This window comes from Aminobacter aganoensis, from assembly GCF_014206975.1.
Lineage (GTDB): Bacteria > Pseudomonadota > Alphaproteobacteria > Rhizobiales > Rhizobiaceae > Aminobacter > Aminobacter aganoensis.
Genome location: NZ_JACHOU010000019.1, coordinates 76,476 through 91,188, shown reverse-complemented (window position 1 = coordinate 91,188; position 14,713 = coordinate 76,476). Strand labels below are relative to the sequence as shown.

Genomic DNA, 14,713 nt, shown 5'->3' with positions numbered 1-14,713 from the left:
AGATCGTCAAGGCCATGGACCACTGAGCCGCAAGCTCGGAGCGCCAAGCCAAAAGCAACTCGGAAAAGCCCGGCTCACGCCGGGCTTTTTTGCATGGTTTAAGCGCCGGCGGCCAGCTGCTCGCCGTTTGCGGCGCGGGCTTCGACGCGGAGCAGGGCAAGCATTTCATCGAGATCGGCACGGTCGGCGATCGAGATGCGCAGCCATTCGGGCAGGCCATAGTCTTCGTTGGAGCGGATGATGAAGCCCTGCTTGGCCAGCCGTGCCACCGTCGCCTGCGCCCAGCCCTCCGACGCGCCGGGCAGGCGGACAAAGGCGAAATTGGCGGCGCTCGGCGAAATCTCGAAGCCGAGCGTACGCAACTGGCCTTCGAGATAGTCGCGCTCCTCGGCGGTGCGGGCGCGGACGTGCTGGATGAAATCCTGTTCGCCGACGGCAACCGTCGCCGCCACCTGTGCCAGTCCATTGACGTTCCCGATGCCGCGGACGTTGTTCAGCGCGGCGACGACCTCCGGATGGGCGTAGGCCCAGCCGGCGCGGGCGGAGGCCAATCCGTAGGCCTTGGAGAAGGTGCGGGTGACGATGACGTTGGGGTGGCGGTCGGCGATCTCGAAGGTCGCGACGGCCTCGGCGGGATCGACATATTCGGCGTAGGCCGCATCGAGCACCAACACGATATGCGACGGCAGTTCACGTGCCAGTCGCGCGACCTCGTCCATGGGCACGACCGAGCCGGTTGGATTGTTGGGGTTGGCGAGGAAGATGACGCGGGTTGCCGGCGTGACGGCGGCCAGAAGCGCGTCGACATCGACCGAGAATTGAGGCCCGAGCGGCGCTTCGACCGCCTTGGCGCCGAGACGGTAGGCGACGATGGCGAACTGCAGGAACGAGTAGGCCGGGAACAGGATCTCGTCGCCGGCACGCGCATAGACGCGGCCGACGGCGTCGAGCAGTTCCTCCGAGCCGTTGCCGCAGACGATGCGGGCCGGATCGAGATTGAACTGCCTGCCGATGGCCGCGCGCATGGTGCCGCAGCCCGGATCGGCATAGCGATAGACCTGGGGTGCCGCCTCGCGGATCGCCTCGACCACGCCGGGCGCAGCCCCGAGCCAGCTTTCGTTGAGCCCGAGATTGACGACGCGCGGCGCACCCGACGTGTCGATCTTCTTGACGACCGTCAGGGTCCGGGCGGACAGATAGGGCACTGGCAGGGACATTTCGTTTCCTCGGTTCACGCGGGATGGCGCTGTTATTCGGAGCCGATCAGGATCTTGGTGTAGAGCGAGCGGAAGCGCTTCCGGTCGGCCGGCGGCTCCTTGAAGTGGGTGGCGTAGTAGCCGATCTGCTGGAAATAGGTGATGCGGGCGCGGATCAGGCTCTCGTCATCGTCGTAACCCATGGCAGCAAAGGCGCGGACGAGCAGCGCCATGCGAAAATCGTCCTGGGACTGCACCTTGCGGGCAATCACGGCCGAGCTGCGGGCCCAGTCGCGGATGGCGAGGTCGAGGCGCGGACTGAACGGGTCCTCGCTGATCCACACGCCGGTCACGGCATCGAAATAGGCGGGGCCGTCGATGACCTCCTGGTCGATCAGCGCCTCGAAGGGCTTGCAGTTGCGTTGCCGCCATTGCTCGAGAAGGCTGTCGAGCAGGTCCTTCAGGTTCCTGAAGTGGAAATAGAAGCTGCCGCGCGTAACCTTGAGCTGCCTGGACAGGTGGTCGATCTTGACGTTGGCGACGCCCTTCTTCTCCAGCGTCGCGATGGCAGCCGCAATCCACGCCTCGCGCGACAGCGTTTTCCGCGTTTCGGGTTTGGTGGGCCGTTCGGGGCTCGCGCCGCGCGTCATCTCGTCGTCCCTCAGGGCAGGTTGGCGAAGCGCTCCAGCATCAGCGCGAAGAAACCGTCGGCATCGATGCGGCGCAGCACGTTGCAGTTCTTGCGCCGGCCGGTGACGTGCCACCAGTCGACCACGGTCATGCCGATGGTCTCCGGCGACATCAGTTCGATGGTGACGTTGCACTGCTTCTGCTCGTAGAGATGCGGCGCCAGCAGATAGCCGGTGACGCAGGCGTCGTGGATAGGCCGGGCCTCGGTCGGGAACTTGTGCGAGCCGTACTGGCGGTAGAAGTCGGCCATGTTGGCGGCCTCGACGGCCGAGCGGGTGCCCAAGGCGCGAAGCTGCTGCAGCCATTCCGGCGTCATCTGGGCGGTGTAGGTGCAATCGATACCGGCCATGGTCACCGGCACGCCGGAATCGAACACGACGGCTGCCGCGTGCGGATCGACCCAGATGTTGAATTCGGCGGCTGGCGTGGCGTTGCCGCCCTCGAAGAAGCCGCCGCCCATCAGAACCACTTCGCGGATGCGCGGGATGATGCGCGGTTCCATCACCATGGCCATGCCGAGGTTGGTCATGGGGCCGAGCGTGCAGACGGTGATCTCGCCTTCGGGAGCGGCCATCAACGTGTCGACCAGGAAGTTGACGGCATGCTTGTCCTGCAATGACCTGCTCGGTTCGGGCAGGACGCAGCCGTCGATGCCGGTCGGGCCGTGGACGTATTCGGCGGTCTTGAGCGCCTTGACCATCGGCCGCGAACAGCCGGCATAGACCGGTACGTCGGCGCGGCCGGCGAGTTCGGCGATCTGCAGGGCGTTGCGCGAGGTCAGTGCCAGCGGCACGTTGCCGCCGACGGTGGTCAGGGCAAGCACCTCCAGTTCGGGCGAGCCGAGCGCGAAAAGGATGGCGAATGCGTCGTCCTGGCCGGGGTCGGTGTCGATAATGATCTTGCGTGGCGACATGGCACTTTCCCCCGGTTCGATCGCCGGATAGCCTCCGGCGGCATTGCAAGAAATCGAGCGTCATGCATACAGTACTGTATGTTATTTTCAAGCCGGCACGGGGCACCTGCTGTTGGCTCATTGGAGAGAAATGAATGGGGCCTCCAGTCGATCCGGTTCCCGCTGGCGACCTCCAGCCGAAGAGCGCCGACGTCATCATCGTCGGGGGCGGCATCATCGGCGTCAGTGCCGCGCTGTTCCTGGCGAGGAAGGGGATTTCCGTCGTCGTCTGCGAGAAGGGGCATGTCGCCGGCGAGCAATCGAGCCGGAACTGGGGCTGGTGCCGGCGCATGGGCCGCGATCCGCGCGAATTGCCGCTGATCGTCGAGGCGATGAACATGTGGGGCGGCATCGAGGAACTGGTCGGCGAGGACGTCGGCTTTCGCCGCACCGGCATTCTCTATCTCTGCCAGGACGATAGCGACGTCGAACATCATGCCGACTGGCTGAAGAGCGCCGGCGACTATGGCCTCGACAGCAGGATGATCGAGGGCAGGGCGCTTGCAGACCTGATGCCCGGTGCGCGCAAGACATTCCGCGCGGCACTGCACACGCCGAGCGACGGTCGCGCCGAACCGCAAAAGGCAGCACCGGCGATCGCGCGCGCTGCCCAGCGCGCCGGCGCCGGTATTCTGTTGCGCTGCGCCGTGCTCGGGATCGAGACCGAAGGCGGCCGTGTCTCGGGCGTCGTCACCGAGAACGGCCCGATCCGGGCTGGCACTGTGGTTGTCGCCGCAGGTGCATGGTCGAGCACGCTGTGTCGTTCGCTGGGTATCCGCCTGCCACAGCTTGCCGTGCGTTCGTCGGTCATGCGCACCGGCCCGGTCGAGGGTGGCCCGAATGGTGCGGCCTGGACCGAGGGTTTTGCCTACCGCAAGCGCCTCGACGGCGGCTACACCATTGCCAATGGCATGATCAGCTACCACCATCTGATACCTGACAGCTTCCGCTATCTCGCCGACTTCCTGCCGATCCTGTCGCGCGAGTGGCGCTCGGTCGGCTTGCGTTTCGGCGAGTTCGTCGGCGGCCCGTGGGGGATGTCGCCCAAGCTGGAAGGCGAAGGCAGCGTCTACGAACGCCATCGCACGCTCGATCCGGCGCCTGCGGTTGCGCCGCTGGAGCAGGCACGCGCCAACATGGAAAAGGTCTTCCCCGTGCTGAAGGGCGTGCCTACCGTGCAGCGCTGGGCCGGCTTCATCGATGCGACACCCGACGCGGTGCCTGTCATCTCTCCGGTCAACTCGCTGCCGGGGCTGGTGATCGCCACCGGCTTTTCCGGCCATGGCTTTGGCATCGGTCCGGCTGCGGGGCGGCTGGCGGCCGACCTCGTTACCGGCAACCGGCCGTTGGTGGACCCAACGGCGTTCCGCTATGAACGGTTCATCGACGGCACCAAGCATCGCCCGACCACGGGCGTCTGACCCGGGCTGGATCAGCCGCCGGTCAGGATGCGGCCCATCTGCTCCAGCGCGGCGTCGCGCTGCGGGTCGCGACCCGCGGCATAGGGGAGGCTGAAAGCCACGGGAATGTCCGGCTCGACGCCGCGCCCTTCGAGCCGGACATCGTCGCCGATGACGGCGTCCGACACCGCCACTTCGAGCAGGCTGTCGTCGGGCAGGAGATAGGCGCGCCCAGCCAGCAACGCGCCGGCCGTTCGCGCTCCGACAAGCGGAATGCCGTTGGTCTTCAGGGCATAGGCGAAGAGTTCCAGCCCGCTTCTCGCCCCTTCGTCGATGATGGCTATGACGGGCCGTCGCCAGCGCATATTGGCAAGCGTCGCCTCGCCGTCGCGCTGGATAAGCCGGAACGTCGGGGTGTCGCCGACCAAGAGTTCCGCCGCATCGGAGGGACCGCCACCCCAACGCCCGCGCAGGTCGACGACCAGGCCGTCGGCGTCCTTGAGGCGGCCGTCGGCAAGCTCGCGGGCGACGATGTCCAGGCCATCGGGCGCCGAAAGCGTCCATAGCCTGACATAGCCTATACGTTTGCCGTTGCGCTCGCTCACGGTGACGCTGTCTTCAATGGCCTTTTCGAACGTTCGCAGCGGGCGCAACCGCTCCACCGCGATCTTTATCGTCACGGGCTGGGCGCCGGCGCTTCGTCGTATCCGCATGTCCACGCTGCGGCCGATCTTGTCGCGGAACGAGGCGATCTCATGGTAGGGCGCGCCATCGACCGAAAGGACCTCGTCGCCGACCAGCATGCCGGCGCGGGCCGCCGGCGAGCCGTCATAGACGTCGCTGACGAACAGCGCGCCGTTGGCCGGTTGCACGATCATGCCTATGCCGGGATAGCTGACCTCGCCGTCCGGCGGAAACAGCCGCCTCAAGTCGTTGCGGATCGCAAAGCGGAAGATGTCGGCCAGTTCGAAATAGGCGATGGTGTCGGGCTGGAAACGCCCGGTATGGGATGCGCCGAGGCTGGCAAGCACCCTATCGATCGCCTCGTTGACCCGAATCCTGGGCGTGTCCGCCCTGATCGGCGCAACCGCTATCTCTTGCTTCACCACGGCGCCGAACCGCTCGAGCGCCGACGTGTCATGGTAATGGCCGATCACCAGTTCGACCGCCCTGTCGAATACGAGCTGGCCGGAACGAGGCGGCTCGTCCGCCAGCGAATGCGGAGCCGTGAGCGTGAGCCAGGCGGTCACTGCCAGGGAGGTGAGGGTTTTCATGTCCTTGGGCCGGTCCGTTCGCCAGTTGCGCCATTATCAGACCGAACCGAGTCCGGAACGAGCCCTTCGATGACAACATTCCGTGAGCCGGCAACATGCTTGGGCCATCGTGGCGCCGGGTAGGTTCCGACCTATCCGATAGGAGGTCCGTGCATCTGAAAGTGTAGGCGCCACCCAACGCCCCAAGGTCCGCGAATCTATCCCGACAGGTGTTGTGAGCGGTCGGGGCAAAACCGATCATCTTCCCGAACGCCACAGACAGGCACCACGCCGCAACATTCTCCGGGAGGACTTTTCATGGCCGGCTTCAATCAGCTTTTCGTTCCAGGACCGACCAACGTTCCGGAAACCGTCCGGCAGGCAATGAACATGCCGATGGAGGACATGCGCGCGCCGGATTATCCGAGCTTCACCCGTGGCCTCTTCACTGACCTGATGAAGGTTTTCCGCAACGAGACCGGCCGCGCCTTCATCTTCCCGTCCTCGGGCACCGGTGCCTGGGAGTCGGCCATCACCAATACGCTGAGCCCCGGCGACCGCGTGCTGATGTCGCGCTTCGGCCAGTTCTCGCACCTCTGGGTCGACATGGCCGAGCGTTTTGGCCTCGACGTCGACGTCGTCGACGCCGAGTGGGGCACGGGCGTCCCGGTCGAGATCTACGCAGAGCGTCTCGCTGCCGACAAGCAGCACCGCATCAAGGCGGTCTTCGTCACCCACAATGAAACCGCCACTGGCGTGACCAGCGACGTTGGCGCGGTGCGCGCTGCGCTGAATGCTGCCAAGCACCCGGCGCTGCTGTTCGTCGATGGTGTCTCGTCGGTCGGTTCGATCGATTTCCGCCAGGAAGAATGGGGCGTCGACTGCGCCGTTTCCGGCTCGCAGAAGGGCTTCATGCTGCCGCCCGGCCTCGGCTTCCTGTCGGTCAGCCAGAAGGCGCTCGATGCGGCAAAGTCGGCGAAGTACAGCCGCTGCTACTTCTCCTTCGAGGACCAGATACGCGCCAACGATACCGGCTACTTCCCCTACACGCCGGCGGTGCAGCTCCTTCGCGGCATGCGCGCTGCCCTCGACCTGATCCAGGAAGAAGGCCTGGACAACATCTTCGAGCGTCATCACCGCCTGGCAACCGGCGTGCGCAAGGCAGTCGACGCCTGGGGCCTGCGTGTCTGTGCCAAGGAAGCCAAGTGGAATTCCGACACGGTCAGCGCGATCCTGGTTCCCGAGGGCATCGACAGTGCCGACGTCGTTCGTCGCGCCTTCCACGGCTACCAGACCTCGCTCGGCGTCGGCCTCAACAAGGTCGCCGGCAAGGTGTTCCGCATCGGCCATCTCGGCTGGGTCAACGAAGTGATGATGTGCGGTGCGATTTCGGCTGCCGAGATGTCGTTGCGCGACTGCGGCGTCAAGATCCAGCCCGGCTCCGGCGTCGGTGCGGCACTCGAGCACTACCGCCTGTCGGCTCAGCCGGCCGTCGCCAAAGCAGCTTGACGCAGAACAGGGAGGAAACAGTATGAGCCATACACTCCATCATCTGCGCAAGCTTCGCCTGCAGCGCAGCGAACTCGCAGTACCGGGCTCCAATCCGGAGATGATCAAGAAGGCCGCCGACGGTGAAGCCGACTACATCTTCCTCGACATCGAGGATGCGGTCGCACCGCCGGACAAGGAGCGGGCGCGCAAGAACATCATCCAGGCGCTCAACGAGATCGACTGGCGCGCCAAGGGCAAGACCATTTCGGTCCGCATCAACGGCCTAGACACCCATTACATGTACCGCGACGTGGTCGACGTGATGGAGCAGGCCGGCGACAAGCTCGACACCATCCTGGTGCCCAAGGTCGGCGTTCCCGCCGACCTTTACATGGTCGACGCCATGGTCACCCAGATCGAGACCGCCAAGGGCTTCAAGACCCGTGTCGGCCTCGAGGCCCTGATCGAGACGGCGCTTGGCATGGCCAATGTCGAGGCGATCGCCGCCTATGGCGGCCGTCTCGAGGCGATGCATTTCGGCGTTGCCGACTATGCTGCAAGCTGCAAGGCGCGCACAGTCAGCATCGGCGGCCTCAACCCCGACTATCCGGGTGACCAGTGGCACGCCGCCCTGTCGCGCATGACGGTTGCCTGCCGCGCCTATGGCCTGCGTCCCATCGACGGACCGTTTGGCGATTTCTCCGACCCCGAGGGCTACATCGCCGGTGCAAAACGTGCCGCGGCGCTCGGCATCGAGGGCAAGTGGGCGATCCACCCCTCGCAGATCGAGCTGGCCAACGCCGTATTCTCGCCGCCGGAAAAGGAAGTCACCCGCGCGCGCCGCATCATCGAAGTGCTCAAGGAAGCCGAGGAACAAGGCAAGGGCGCAGCCGCTCTCGACGGCAAGATGATCGACGCAGCATCCGAACGTATGGCGCGCAATGTGCTGGTCATGCACGAGGCAATCGAGCAGTCGGCGCGGTCGCGCACGAGCCTGCCAAACTGAGGAGGAGTTCGACATGGATATTCATGAATATCAGGCCAAGGAACTGCTCGCCCGCTACTCGGTGCAGATCCCGCGCGGTGGGCTGGCCTACAGCCCCGAGCAGGCGACCTATCGCGCCAGCGAGATCGGCGGCGGCAAGTGGGTAGTCAAGGCCCAGATCCATTCCGGTGCCCGCGGCAAGGCCGGCGGCATCCGCATCTGCAGCTCCGACAACGAAGTATCGGAAGCCGCGGAGTCGATGCTCGGCCGCAAGCTGGTAACGCATCAGACCGGCCCCAAGGGCAAGCTGGTGTCGCGCCTCTATGTCGAGGAAACCGTCGACATCCGCCAGGAACTCTACCTCGGCATCGTGCTCGACCGTAAGTCGGAACGCGTCATGATCGTGGCTTCGGCTTCGGGCGGCATGGAGATCGAGGAGATTGCCGAAAAGCAGCCCGACTCGATCATCCGCGCCATCGTCGATCCGGGCGCTGGCATGCAGCAGTTCCAGGCACGCGAGATCGCCTTTGGCCTCGGCCTCGACAACAGCCTGATCGGCAAGGCCGTCGACACACTGCTCGGCTGCTATCGTGTCTTCCGCGACTTCGACGCCTCGATGCTCGAGATCAACCCGCTGGTCATCACCCGCGACGGCAACCTGATCGCGCTCGACGCCAAGATGTCGTTCGACGAAAACGCGCTGTTCCGCCGCGCCGAAATCTCGGAATTGCGCGACAAGTCGCAGGAAGACCCGCGCGAAACCTTCGCCAGCGACCGCGGCCTGTCCTATGTCGGCCTCGACGGCAACATCGGTTGCATCATCAACGGTGCCGGCCTGGCCATGGCGACCATGGACATGATCAAGATCGCAGGCGGCGAGCCGGCGAACTTCCTCGACATCGGTGGCGGCGCCTCGCCTGAGCGCGTTGCCAAGGCCTTCCGCGCCGTGCTTGCCGACAAGAACATCGAGACCATCCTCGTCAACATCTTCGCCGGTATCAACCGCTGCGACTGGGTCGCCGAGGGCGTCATCAAGGCAATCCGCGAAGTTGGCGTCAAGGTGCCTCTCGTGGTGCGGCTTGCCGGAACCAACGTGGAGGAGGGCCGGCGCATCCTGGCCGAGTCGGGCGAACAGGTGATCGTCGCCGACACGCTCGCCGAGGCGGCCGAGAAATCTGTCGAGGCGATGCGCGCCTATTCGAAATCAAAAAAGAACTAAGGGAGGTCGAAATGGCAGTTCTATTGAATCGCCGGACGCGCGTCATCGTCCAGGGTCTGACCGGCAAGATCGGCAGCTTCCACGCCGACGACATGAAGCGCTACGGCACCAACGTGGTTGGTGGCGTCACTCCCGGCAAGGGCGGACTTGTCCACCAGGGCATCCCGGTCTTCAACACGGTCAGGGGCGCGGTGCGCGAGACCGGAGCCGAAGCCTCAATCGTATTCGTGCCGCCGCCCTTTGCGGCGGACTCGATCATGGAAGCGGCTGACGCAGGCCTCAAGCTCTGCGTCTGCATCACCGACGGCATTCCTTCGCAGGACATGATGCGCGTCAAGCGCTACATGCGCCGGTTCCGCTATGAAGACCGCATGCGCCTTGTCGGCCCTAACTGCGCCGGTGTCATCACGCCAGGCCAGGCACTGATGGGCATCATGCCCGGCAATATCTACCTGCCGGGCCGCGTCGGCATCGTCGGCCGCTCAGGCACCCTCGGCTACGAGGCTGCCTCGCAGATGAAGGCACTCGGCATCGGCGTTTCGACCTCGGTCGGTATTGGCGGCGACCCCATCAACGGCTCGTCTTTCAAGGACATCCTCAAGCTCTTCGAGGAAGACCCCGACACCGATGCGGTGGTGATGATTGGCGAAATCGGCGGTCCACAGGAAGCCGAGGCCGCCGAATGGGCCAAGCACCACATGCGCAAACCGCTGATCGCCTACATCGCCGGCCTTTCGGCGCCGAAGGGCAAGCGCATGGGCCATGCTGGCGCCATCATCTCGGCCTTCGGCGAATCCGCTCAGGAAAAAGTCGAGATCCTGCGCGACGCCGGCGTGACCATCGTGCCGACCCCGGCCGCCTTCGGTCCGACGGTTCAAGGCGTGCTCGAGCAGCAGAAGAAGGCCGCCTGACCCGGCCTTCGGGAGCCGGCACCGACCGGCTCCCTTTTTTCGCCCATCGGCACGGCCGATTATTGATGATCCGTTGCACGATCTGTCGCTGCGAACTGCTAGAGTGCCGTTTGTATGTCCATCAGGGCCATGCGGCGTTCCAAGCATGATCAAGGAATTGAAATGAAACCTCGCGTTATCGTCACGCGCCGCTGGCCGGCGGCAGTCGAGCAAATCCTGGCGGAGCGGTTCGACACGACCTTTAATCAGGGCGACGCGCCGCTGGGCCCGACCGAGCTCAAGGCAGCGTTCCTGAATTTTGACGCGATCCTGCCGACCGTCAGCGACAAGCTGCCGGCGGGTGTGTTTCCTGACGCCGATGTCCGGACCAAGATCCTTGCGAATTTCGGCGTCGGCTTCAGCCACATCGACACCGACGCCGCACAGGCGCGCGGCATCGTCGTGACGAACACGCCCGGCGTGTTGACCGATTGCACCGCCGACATCGGCATGAGCCTCCTGCTTTCGGTTGCCCGGCGGGCAGGCGAGGGCGAGCGCCAGCTGCGCGCCGGCCAGTGGGCCGGATGGTGCCCGACGCACATGATCGGTGCCAAGGTCACCGGCAAGACGATCGGCATCATCGGCATGGGCCGCATTGGCAAGGCGATGGCCAAGCGCGCGCATTTCGGCTTCGACATGGATGTCGTCTTCTACAACCGCTCGAAGGTCGACGACGAGGAAACCCGCGCCATGGGCGCGCGCCAACTGGCCTCGATCGAGGACGTGCTGGCGCAGGCCGACTTCGTCTCGCTGCATTGCCCGGGTGGAGCCGAGAACCGGCACCTGATCAATGCGGAACGCCTGGGCGCGATGAAGCGCGGCGCGTTCCTGATCAACACGGCGCGTGGCGACGTCGTCGACCAGAAGGCCCTGGTCGCGGCGCTCGACAGCGGCGAGATCGCTGGTGCTGGCCTCGACGTCTATGACGGCGAGCCCGATGTGCCCGGCGCGTTGATGCGTATGGAAAATGTGGTGCTGTTGCCGCATCTCGGCAGCGCTACCGAAGAAACCCGCGTGGCCATGGGCATGAAGGCGGTGGACAATCTGACCGCTTTCTTTGAGGGCCGCGCCGTACCCGACAAGGTGGTGTGATGTATCTCGACTGCTCGGTATCGGCCCTGGTCAAGCTTCGCGCGCAGGCAATGGCCCTGTTTCGCGAAGGCATCGCAGCGTCGGATCCCGAGCAGGCGGTCACCGCCGCGCTCGAAACGAGACTGGGCGAGATCGCCGCCGCAAGGCGCGTGATCCTGATCGCCTTCGGCAAGGCGGCGTGCCCGATGGCGCGTGCCGCGCTGCCCTTCGTCGCTGGCAAGCTGGTCTCCGCCTGCGCAGTGACCAACCTCGAGAACCGTGCTGAGATCGATGGCGTCGAGGTGATTGCCGGGGGCCATCCGCTTCCCGACGAGGGCAGCATCAGGGGCGCCGAGGCGATCGAACGTGCGGCCCGTTCCGCCGAACCGGGCGACCTGGTCCTGGTGCTGGTCAGCGGCGGTGGTTCTGCGCTCACCTGCGCTCCGGCGGCGGGCATTGGACTCGCCGACAAGATCGAACTCAACGACACGCTGATCCGCTGCGGCGCCGACATCAGCGAGATCAACGCGGTCCGGCAGTTGTTCTCGCGGCTCAAGGGCGGGCGCCTGGCACAGCTCGCCTCGCAGGCCAAGATGCTGTCGCTCATCCTGTCGGATGTGCCGGGTGACGATGTCGGCACCATCGCCAGCGGCCCGACGGCGCGCCCGTCGGCCAGCCAGGCCGATGCCATCGACATTCTTGGCCGCTACGGCCTGATCAAGACATTGTCTCCGGCCCTGAAGGCGCATCTCGACTTCGTCCTCGAAAGCGAACAGCCGGCGTCGACCTTCGAGCATGTCGAAAATATCGTCATTGGTTCCAATGGCATCAGCCTGCAGCGGGTGATGAACAGCGCCGGCACCAATTACCCTGTCGTCGTCAAGGCGGATGACTGGCTGAGCGGCGACGTCTCCGATGTCGCCAAGACGCTGCACCGCATGGCGGTATTCGCGGCCAGCCAGCGCGGGCCGGTGGCGATCGTTGCCGGCGGCGAGCCGACGGTACGGGTTGCCGGCAACGGCAAGGGCGGTCGCAACCAGGAACTGGCGCTGCGTTTCGCGTTGCTCAACGAATGGACCTCGATCAAGCGTCCCTGGGTTTTCCTGAGCGGCGGCACGGACGGTCGCGATGGCCCCACGGATGCCGCAGGCGCGATCGTCGATGCCGGATCGACCACCTGGATGCGCAAGCTGGGGTGCAATCCGGTGGCCCTGCTTCAGAACAACGACTCCTATCATGCGCTGGCGTCGTCCGGCGACCTGGTGATGACCGGCGCCACCGGCACGAACGTCGCCGATCTGCAAATACTTCTGATGCAGTAGCGGTAACTGTCCCGGCCAGCCCGGCCGAAGGTGAATTCTCGACCGATTACTGTCGTGGATGCCCAATCCGTGGACTGCGGCCTTACACCTGTTGTGCATTTTGCCTAAAATGTTTACTCTCGGTGAAATAGATTCAGCGAGCAGGAGCAGACGGCATCGACATGACGAAGGCCAAGGCAGCGGAAAAGCACGGACACTCGAAGAAGAATGGCAAGGCCCTGTCGGCGGCCATACCCGCCGTCGCGGCCAAATCGGCGCTGTCACGCGTCTCGCCGTTGTCCCAGGATCCGCATGCGACGCGGGATACCCGCGAAAAGGTGCTGGAGGTGGCGATCGGCCACGAGGTCCGCGCCTTCCGCAAGAAGCTCGGCATCACCGTCGCCGATCTTGCCTCGGCCACCGATATCTCGCTCGGCATGTTGTCCAAGATCGAGAACGGAATCACCTCGCCGTCGTTGACGACGCTGCAGGCGCTTTCACGTGCGCTTGGCGTGCCGGTGACTGCCTTCTTCCGCCGCTTCGAGGAAGAGCGCAACGCAGTGTTCGTCAAGGCGAACGAAGGGGTCGACGTCGAGCGCCGCGGCACCCGCGCCGGACACCAATATACGCTGCTTGGCCACATCGGTTCGGACACTTCGGGCGTGACGGTCGAGCCCTATCTGATCACGCTGTCGGAAGACTCGGATGTCTTCCCCACCTTCCAGCATGACGGCATGGAGTTCCTCTACATGCTGGAAGGCGAGGTGGTTTACCGGCATAGCAACAACCTCTACCGCATGACGCCGGGCGACAGCCTGTTTTTCGACGCCGATGCGCCGCATGGCCCGGAAGAACTGACCCATCTGCCGATCAGGTACCTGTCGATCATTTCTTATCCACGCGGCCGCGGCGGCGACTAGCTTTCGGACAGGGCGAGCGTTGCCACTCGTCCCTGGACCTGACCGCTTGCATCCACAATTTCCATCGACTGGCCCAAGGTCGGCTTGACCGCGGGCAACTGCGAGCAATGCGCCGGCTGCGGACTCTTGCATGTCTGAAAGTCGGCAGTCGGCCTCGCTGCGCGAGCCCCCATAGCTGAATTTTCAACGTTCCGACTGGCTGCCGGCCCTGAAATTCCGCGCCGGGCGGCGAAAAACCGTGCGGACGCTGCCCTTGCGTCAGCTCGAGTGGCCGAATTGTCGCTTTCTTGTTTTTCTACAGGAATAAAAAATTCATGACAGTTGAATTGACCTCGGGAACCTGCTAGCTTTTGTCACAGGCAGCCAATCAGGTGAGGAAACTGGGATGTGCGGAATTGTAGGACTCTTTCTCAAGGACAAGTCGCTGGAGCCCCAATTGGGCGCGCTGCTGTCCGAAATGCTCGTAACCATGACCGATCGCGGCCCCGATAGCGCGGGCATCGCCATTTACGGCGGCGGCACCAAGGGTCATGGCAAGATCACCATCCAGTCGGCTACCCCGGACGTGGATTTCAAGGGTCTTGACGCCGAACTCGGCAAGAAGATCAACGCCAAGGTTTCGTCGGCAGTGAAGTCCACCCATGCGGTGCTGGACGTTCCGTCCGATAAGATCGCCGAAGCCCGCGCGGCTCTCTCCGAGCTTCGCCCGGACGTTCGCGTCATGGGCGCTGGCGAAGCGATCGAAATCTACAAGGAAGTCGGCCTGCCGGTCGAAGTCGTGAAGCGCTTCGACGTCACCAAGATGAGCGGCAGCCACGGCATCGGCCATACCCGCATGGCCACCGAATCCGCCGTCACCACGCTCGGCGCGCATCCTTTCTCGACCGGCCCGGACCAGTGCCTGGTGCACAACGGCTCGCTGTCGAACCACAACAACCTGCGCCGCGAGCTGATCCGCGACGGCATGCGCTTCGAGACCGAGAACGACACCGAGGTCGCCGCTGCCTACCTGTCGTCCAAGATCGCGCACGGCCAGAACCTCGGCGAGGCGCTGGAAAGCAGCCTCAATGACCTCGACGGCTTCTTCACCTTCGTGGTCGGTACCAAGAACGGCTTCGGCGTCGTCCGTGATCCGATCTCCTGCAAGCCCGCCGTCATGGCCGAAACCGACCAGTATGTCGCTTTCGGTTCCGAGTATCGCGCGCTCGCCAACCTGCCTGGCATCGAAGACGCCAAGGTCTGGGAGCCTGAGCCCTCCACCGTCTATTTCTGGGAGCACTGAGAC

General features: G+C 64.6%; 13 protein-coding genes. 9 read left to right on the top strand and 4 right to left on the bottom strand.

Going from position 1 to position 14,713, the window contains the following annotated elements; genetic code table 11:
• Nucleotides 1-98: 98 nt before the first annotated feature.
• The 3 genes from GGR00_RS24055 to GGR00_RS24045 are packed head-to-tail and all read right to left on the bottom strand — an operon-like array spanning nt 99 to nt 2,799.
• Nucleotides 99-1,217, bottom strand: a complete 1,119-nt coding sequence (locus GGR00_RS24055; RefSeq protein WP_184701688.1) for a pyridoxal phosphate-dependent aminotransferase — start codon at nt 1,215-1,217, stop codon at nt 99-101.
• Nucleotides 1,218-1,249: 32 nt separating this feature from the next.
• Nucleotides 1,250-1,846, bottom strand: coding sequence for a TetR/AcrR family transcriptional regulator (locus GGR00_RS24050; protein WP_184701686.1), 597 nt, complete (start codon nt 1,844-1,846; stop codon nt 1,250-1,252).
• A gap of 11 nt (nt 1,847-1,857) precedes the next feature.
• Nucleotides 1,858-2,799, bottom strand: a complete 942-nt coding sequence (locus GGR00_RS24045; protein ID WP_184701684.1) for a nucleoside hydrolase — start codon at nt 2,797-2,799, stop codon at nt 1,858-1,860.
• Between the two features lie 134 nt (nt 2,800-2,933).
• Between GGR00_RS24045 and GGR00_RS24040 the strand changes: the two genes are divergently transcribed.
• Nucleotides 2,934-4,259, top strand: coding sequence for an NAD(P)/FAD-dependent oxidoreductase (locus GGR00_RS24040; RefSeq protein ID WP_184701683.1), 1,326 nt, complete (start codon nt 2,934-2,936; stop codon nt 4,257-4,259).
• An 11-nt stretch (nt 4,260-4,270) separates the two neighbouring features.
• On the opposite strand, the gene GGR00_RS24035 is transcribed toward GGR00_RS24040, so the two are convergent.
• Complete coding sequence (locus GGR00_RS24035) at nt 4,271-5,512, bottom strand: S41 family peptidase (protein WP_184701681.1); 1,242 nt, start codon at nt 5,510-5,512, stop codon at nt 4,271-4,273.
• Nucleotides 5,513-5,809: 297 nt separating this feature from the next.
• On the opposite strand from GGR00_RS24035, the gene GGR00_RS24030 reads away from it, so the two are divergent.
• The 8 genes from GGR00_RS24030 to GGR00_RS23995 all read left to right on the top strand — a co-directional run bounded on the left by GGR00_RS24030 (nt 5,810) and on the right by GGR00_RS23995 (nt 14,710).
• Nucleotides 5,810-7,000, top strand: a complete 1,191-nt coding sequence (locus GGR00_RS24030; RefSeq protein ID WP_184701679.1) for an aminotransferase class V-fold PLP-dependent enzyme — start codon at nt 5,810-5,812, stop codon at nt 6,998-7,000.
• 22 nt (nt 7,001-7,022) lie between these two features.
• Nucleotides 7,023-7,988: an HpcH/HpaI aldolase/citrate lyase family protein gene (locus GGR00_RS24025; protein WP_184701677.1), complete on the top strand. Its 966-nt coding sequence runs from the start codon at nt 7,023-7,025 to the stop codon at nt 7,986-7,988.
• Between the two features lie 13 nt (nt 7,989-8,001).
• On the top strand, nt 8,002-9,186 hold the full coding sequence (locus GGR00_RS24020; RefSeq protein WP_184701675.1) for a malate--CoA ligase subunit beta: 1,185 nt from the start codon (nt 8,002-8,004) through the stop codon (nt 9,184-9,186).
• An 11-nt stretch (nt 9,187-9,197) separates the two neighbouring features.
• Nucleotides 9,198-10,097, top strand: a complete 900-nt coding sequence (gene sucD / locus GGR00_RS24015) for a succinate--CoA ligase subunit alpha (RefSeq protein WP_184701673.1) — start codon at nt 9,198-9,200, stop codon at nt 10,095-10,097.
• A gap of 162 nt (nt 10,098-10,259) precedes the next feature.
• Nucleotides 10,260-11,228, top strand: coding sequence for a 2-hydroxyacid dehydrogenase (locus GGR00_RS24010; RefSeq protein ID WP_184701671.1), 969 nt, complete (start codon nt 10,260-10,262; stop codon nt 11,226-11,228).
• Nucleotides 11,228-12,529, top strand: coding sequence for a glycerate kinase type-2 family protein (locus GGR00_RS24005; protein WP_184701669.1), 1,302 nt, complete (start codon nt 11,228-11,230; stop codon nt 12,527-12,529). The genes GGR00_RS24010 and GGR00_RS24005 overlap by 1 nt, the downstream gene beginning before the upstream one ends.
• Nucleotides 12,530-12,690: 161 nt before the next feature.
• On the top strand, nt 12,691-13,428 hold the full coding sequence (locus GGR00_RS24000) for a helix-turn-helix domain-containing protein (protein WP_184701667.1): 738 nt from the start codon (nt 12,691-12,693) through the stop codon (nt 13,426-13,428).
• A 385-nt stretch (nt 13,429-13,813) separates the two neighbouring features.
• Complete coding sequence (locus tag GGR00_RS23995) at nt 13,814-14,710, top strand: class II glutamine amidotransferase (RefSeq protein WP_184701665.1); 897 nt, start codon at nt 13,814-13,816, stop codon at nt 14,708-14,710.
• Nucleotides 14,711-14,713 lie beyond the last annotated feature (3 nt).

Excerpts from the sequence above, each read along its gene's own strand:
- GGR00_RS24020 (WP_184701675.1), top strand. The coding sequence starts at position 8,002 with ATGGATATTCATGAATATCAGGCCAAGGAACTGCTCGCCCGCTACTCG.
- GGR00_RS24045 (WP_184701684.1), bottom strand. The coding sequence starts at position 2,799 with ATGTCGCCACGCAAGATCATTATCGACACCGACCCCGGCCAGGACGAC.
- GGR00_RS24055 (WP_184701688.1), bottom strand. The coding sequence starts at position 1,217 with ATGTCCCTGCCAGTGCCCTATCTGTCCGCCCGGACCCTGACGGTCGTC.
- GGR00_RS24005 (WP_184701669.1), top strand. The coding sequence starts at position 11,228 with ATGTATCTCGACTGCTCGGTATCGGCCCTGGTCAAGCTTCGCGCGCAG.
- GGR00_RS24050 (WP_184701686.1), bottom strand. The coding sequence starts at position 1,846 with ATGACGCGCGGCGCGAGCCCCGAACGGCCCACCAAACCCGAAACGCGG.
- GGR00_RS23995 (WP_184701665.1), top strand. The coding sequence starts at position 13,814 with ATGTGCGGAATTGTAGGACTCTTTCTCAAGGACAAGTCGCTGGAGCCC.
- GGR00_RS24025 (WP_184701677.1), top strand. The coding sequence starts at position 7,023 with ATGAGCCATACACTCCATCATCTGCGCAAGCTTCGCCTGCAGCGCAGC.
- GGR00_RS24030 (WP_184701679.1), top strand. The coding sequence starts at position 5,810 with ATGGCCGGCTTCAATCAGCTTTTCGTTCCAGGACCGACCAACGTTCCG.
- GGR00_RS24040 (WP_184701683.1), top strand. The coding sequence starts at position 2,934 with ATGGGGCCTCCAGTCGATCCGGTTCCCGCTGGCGACCTCCAGCCGAAG.
- GGR00_RS24000 (WP_184701667.1), top strand. The coding sequence starts at position 12,691 with ATGACGAAGGCCAAGGCAGCGGAAAAGCACGGACACTCGAAGAAGAAT.
- sucD (WP_184701673.1), top strand. The coding sequence starts at position 9,198 with ATGGCAGTTCTATTGAATCGCCGGACGCGCGTCATCGTCCAGGGTCTG.
- GGR00_RS24010 (WP_184701671.1), top strand. The coding sequence starts at position 10,260 with ATGAAACCTCGCGTTATCGTCACGCGCCGCTGGCCGGCGGCAGTCGAG.
- GGR00_RS24035 (WP_184701681.1), bottom strand. The coding sequence starts at position 5,512 with ATGAAAACCCTCACCTCCCTGGCAGTGACCGCCTGGCTCACGCTCACG.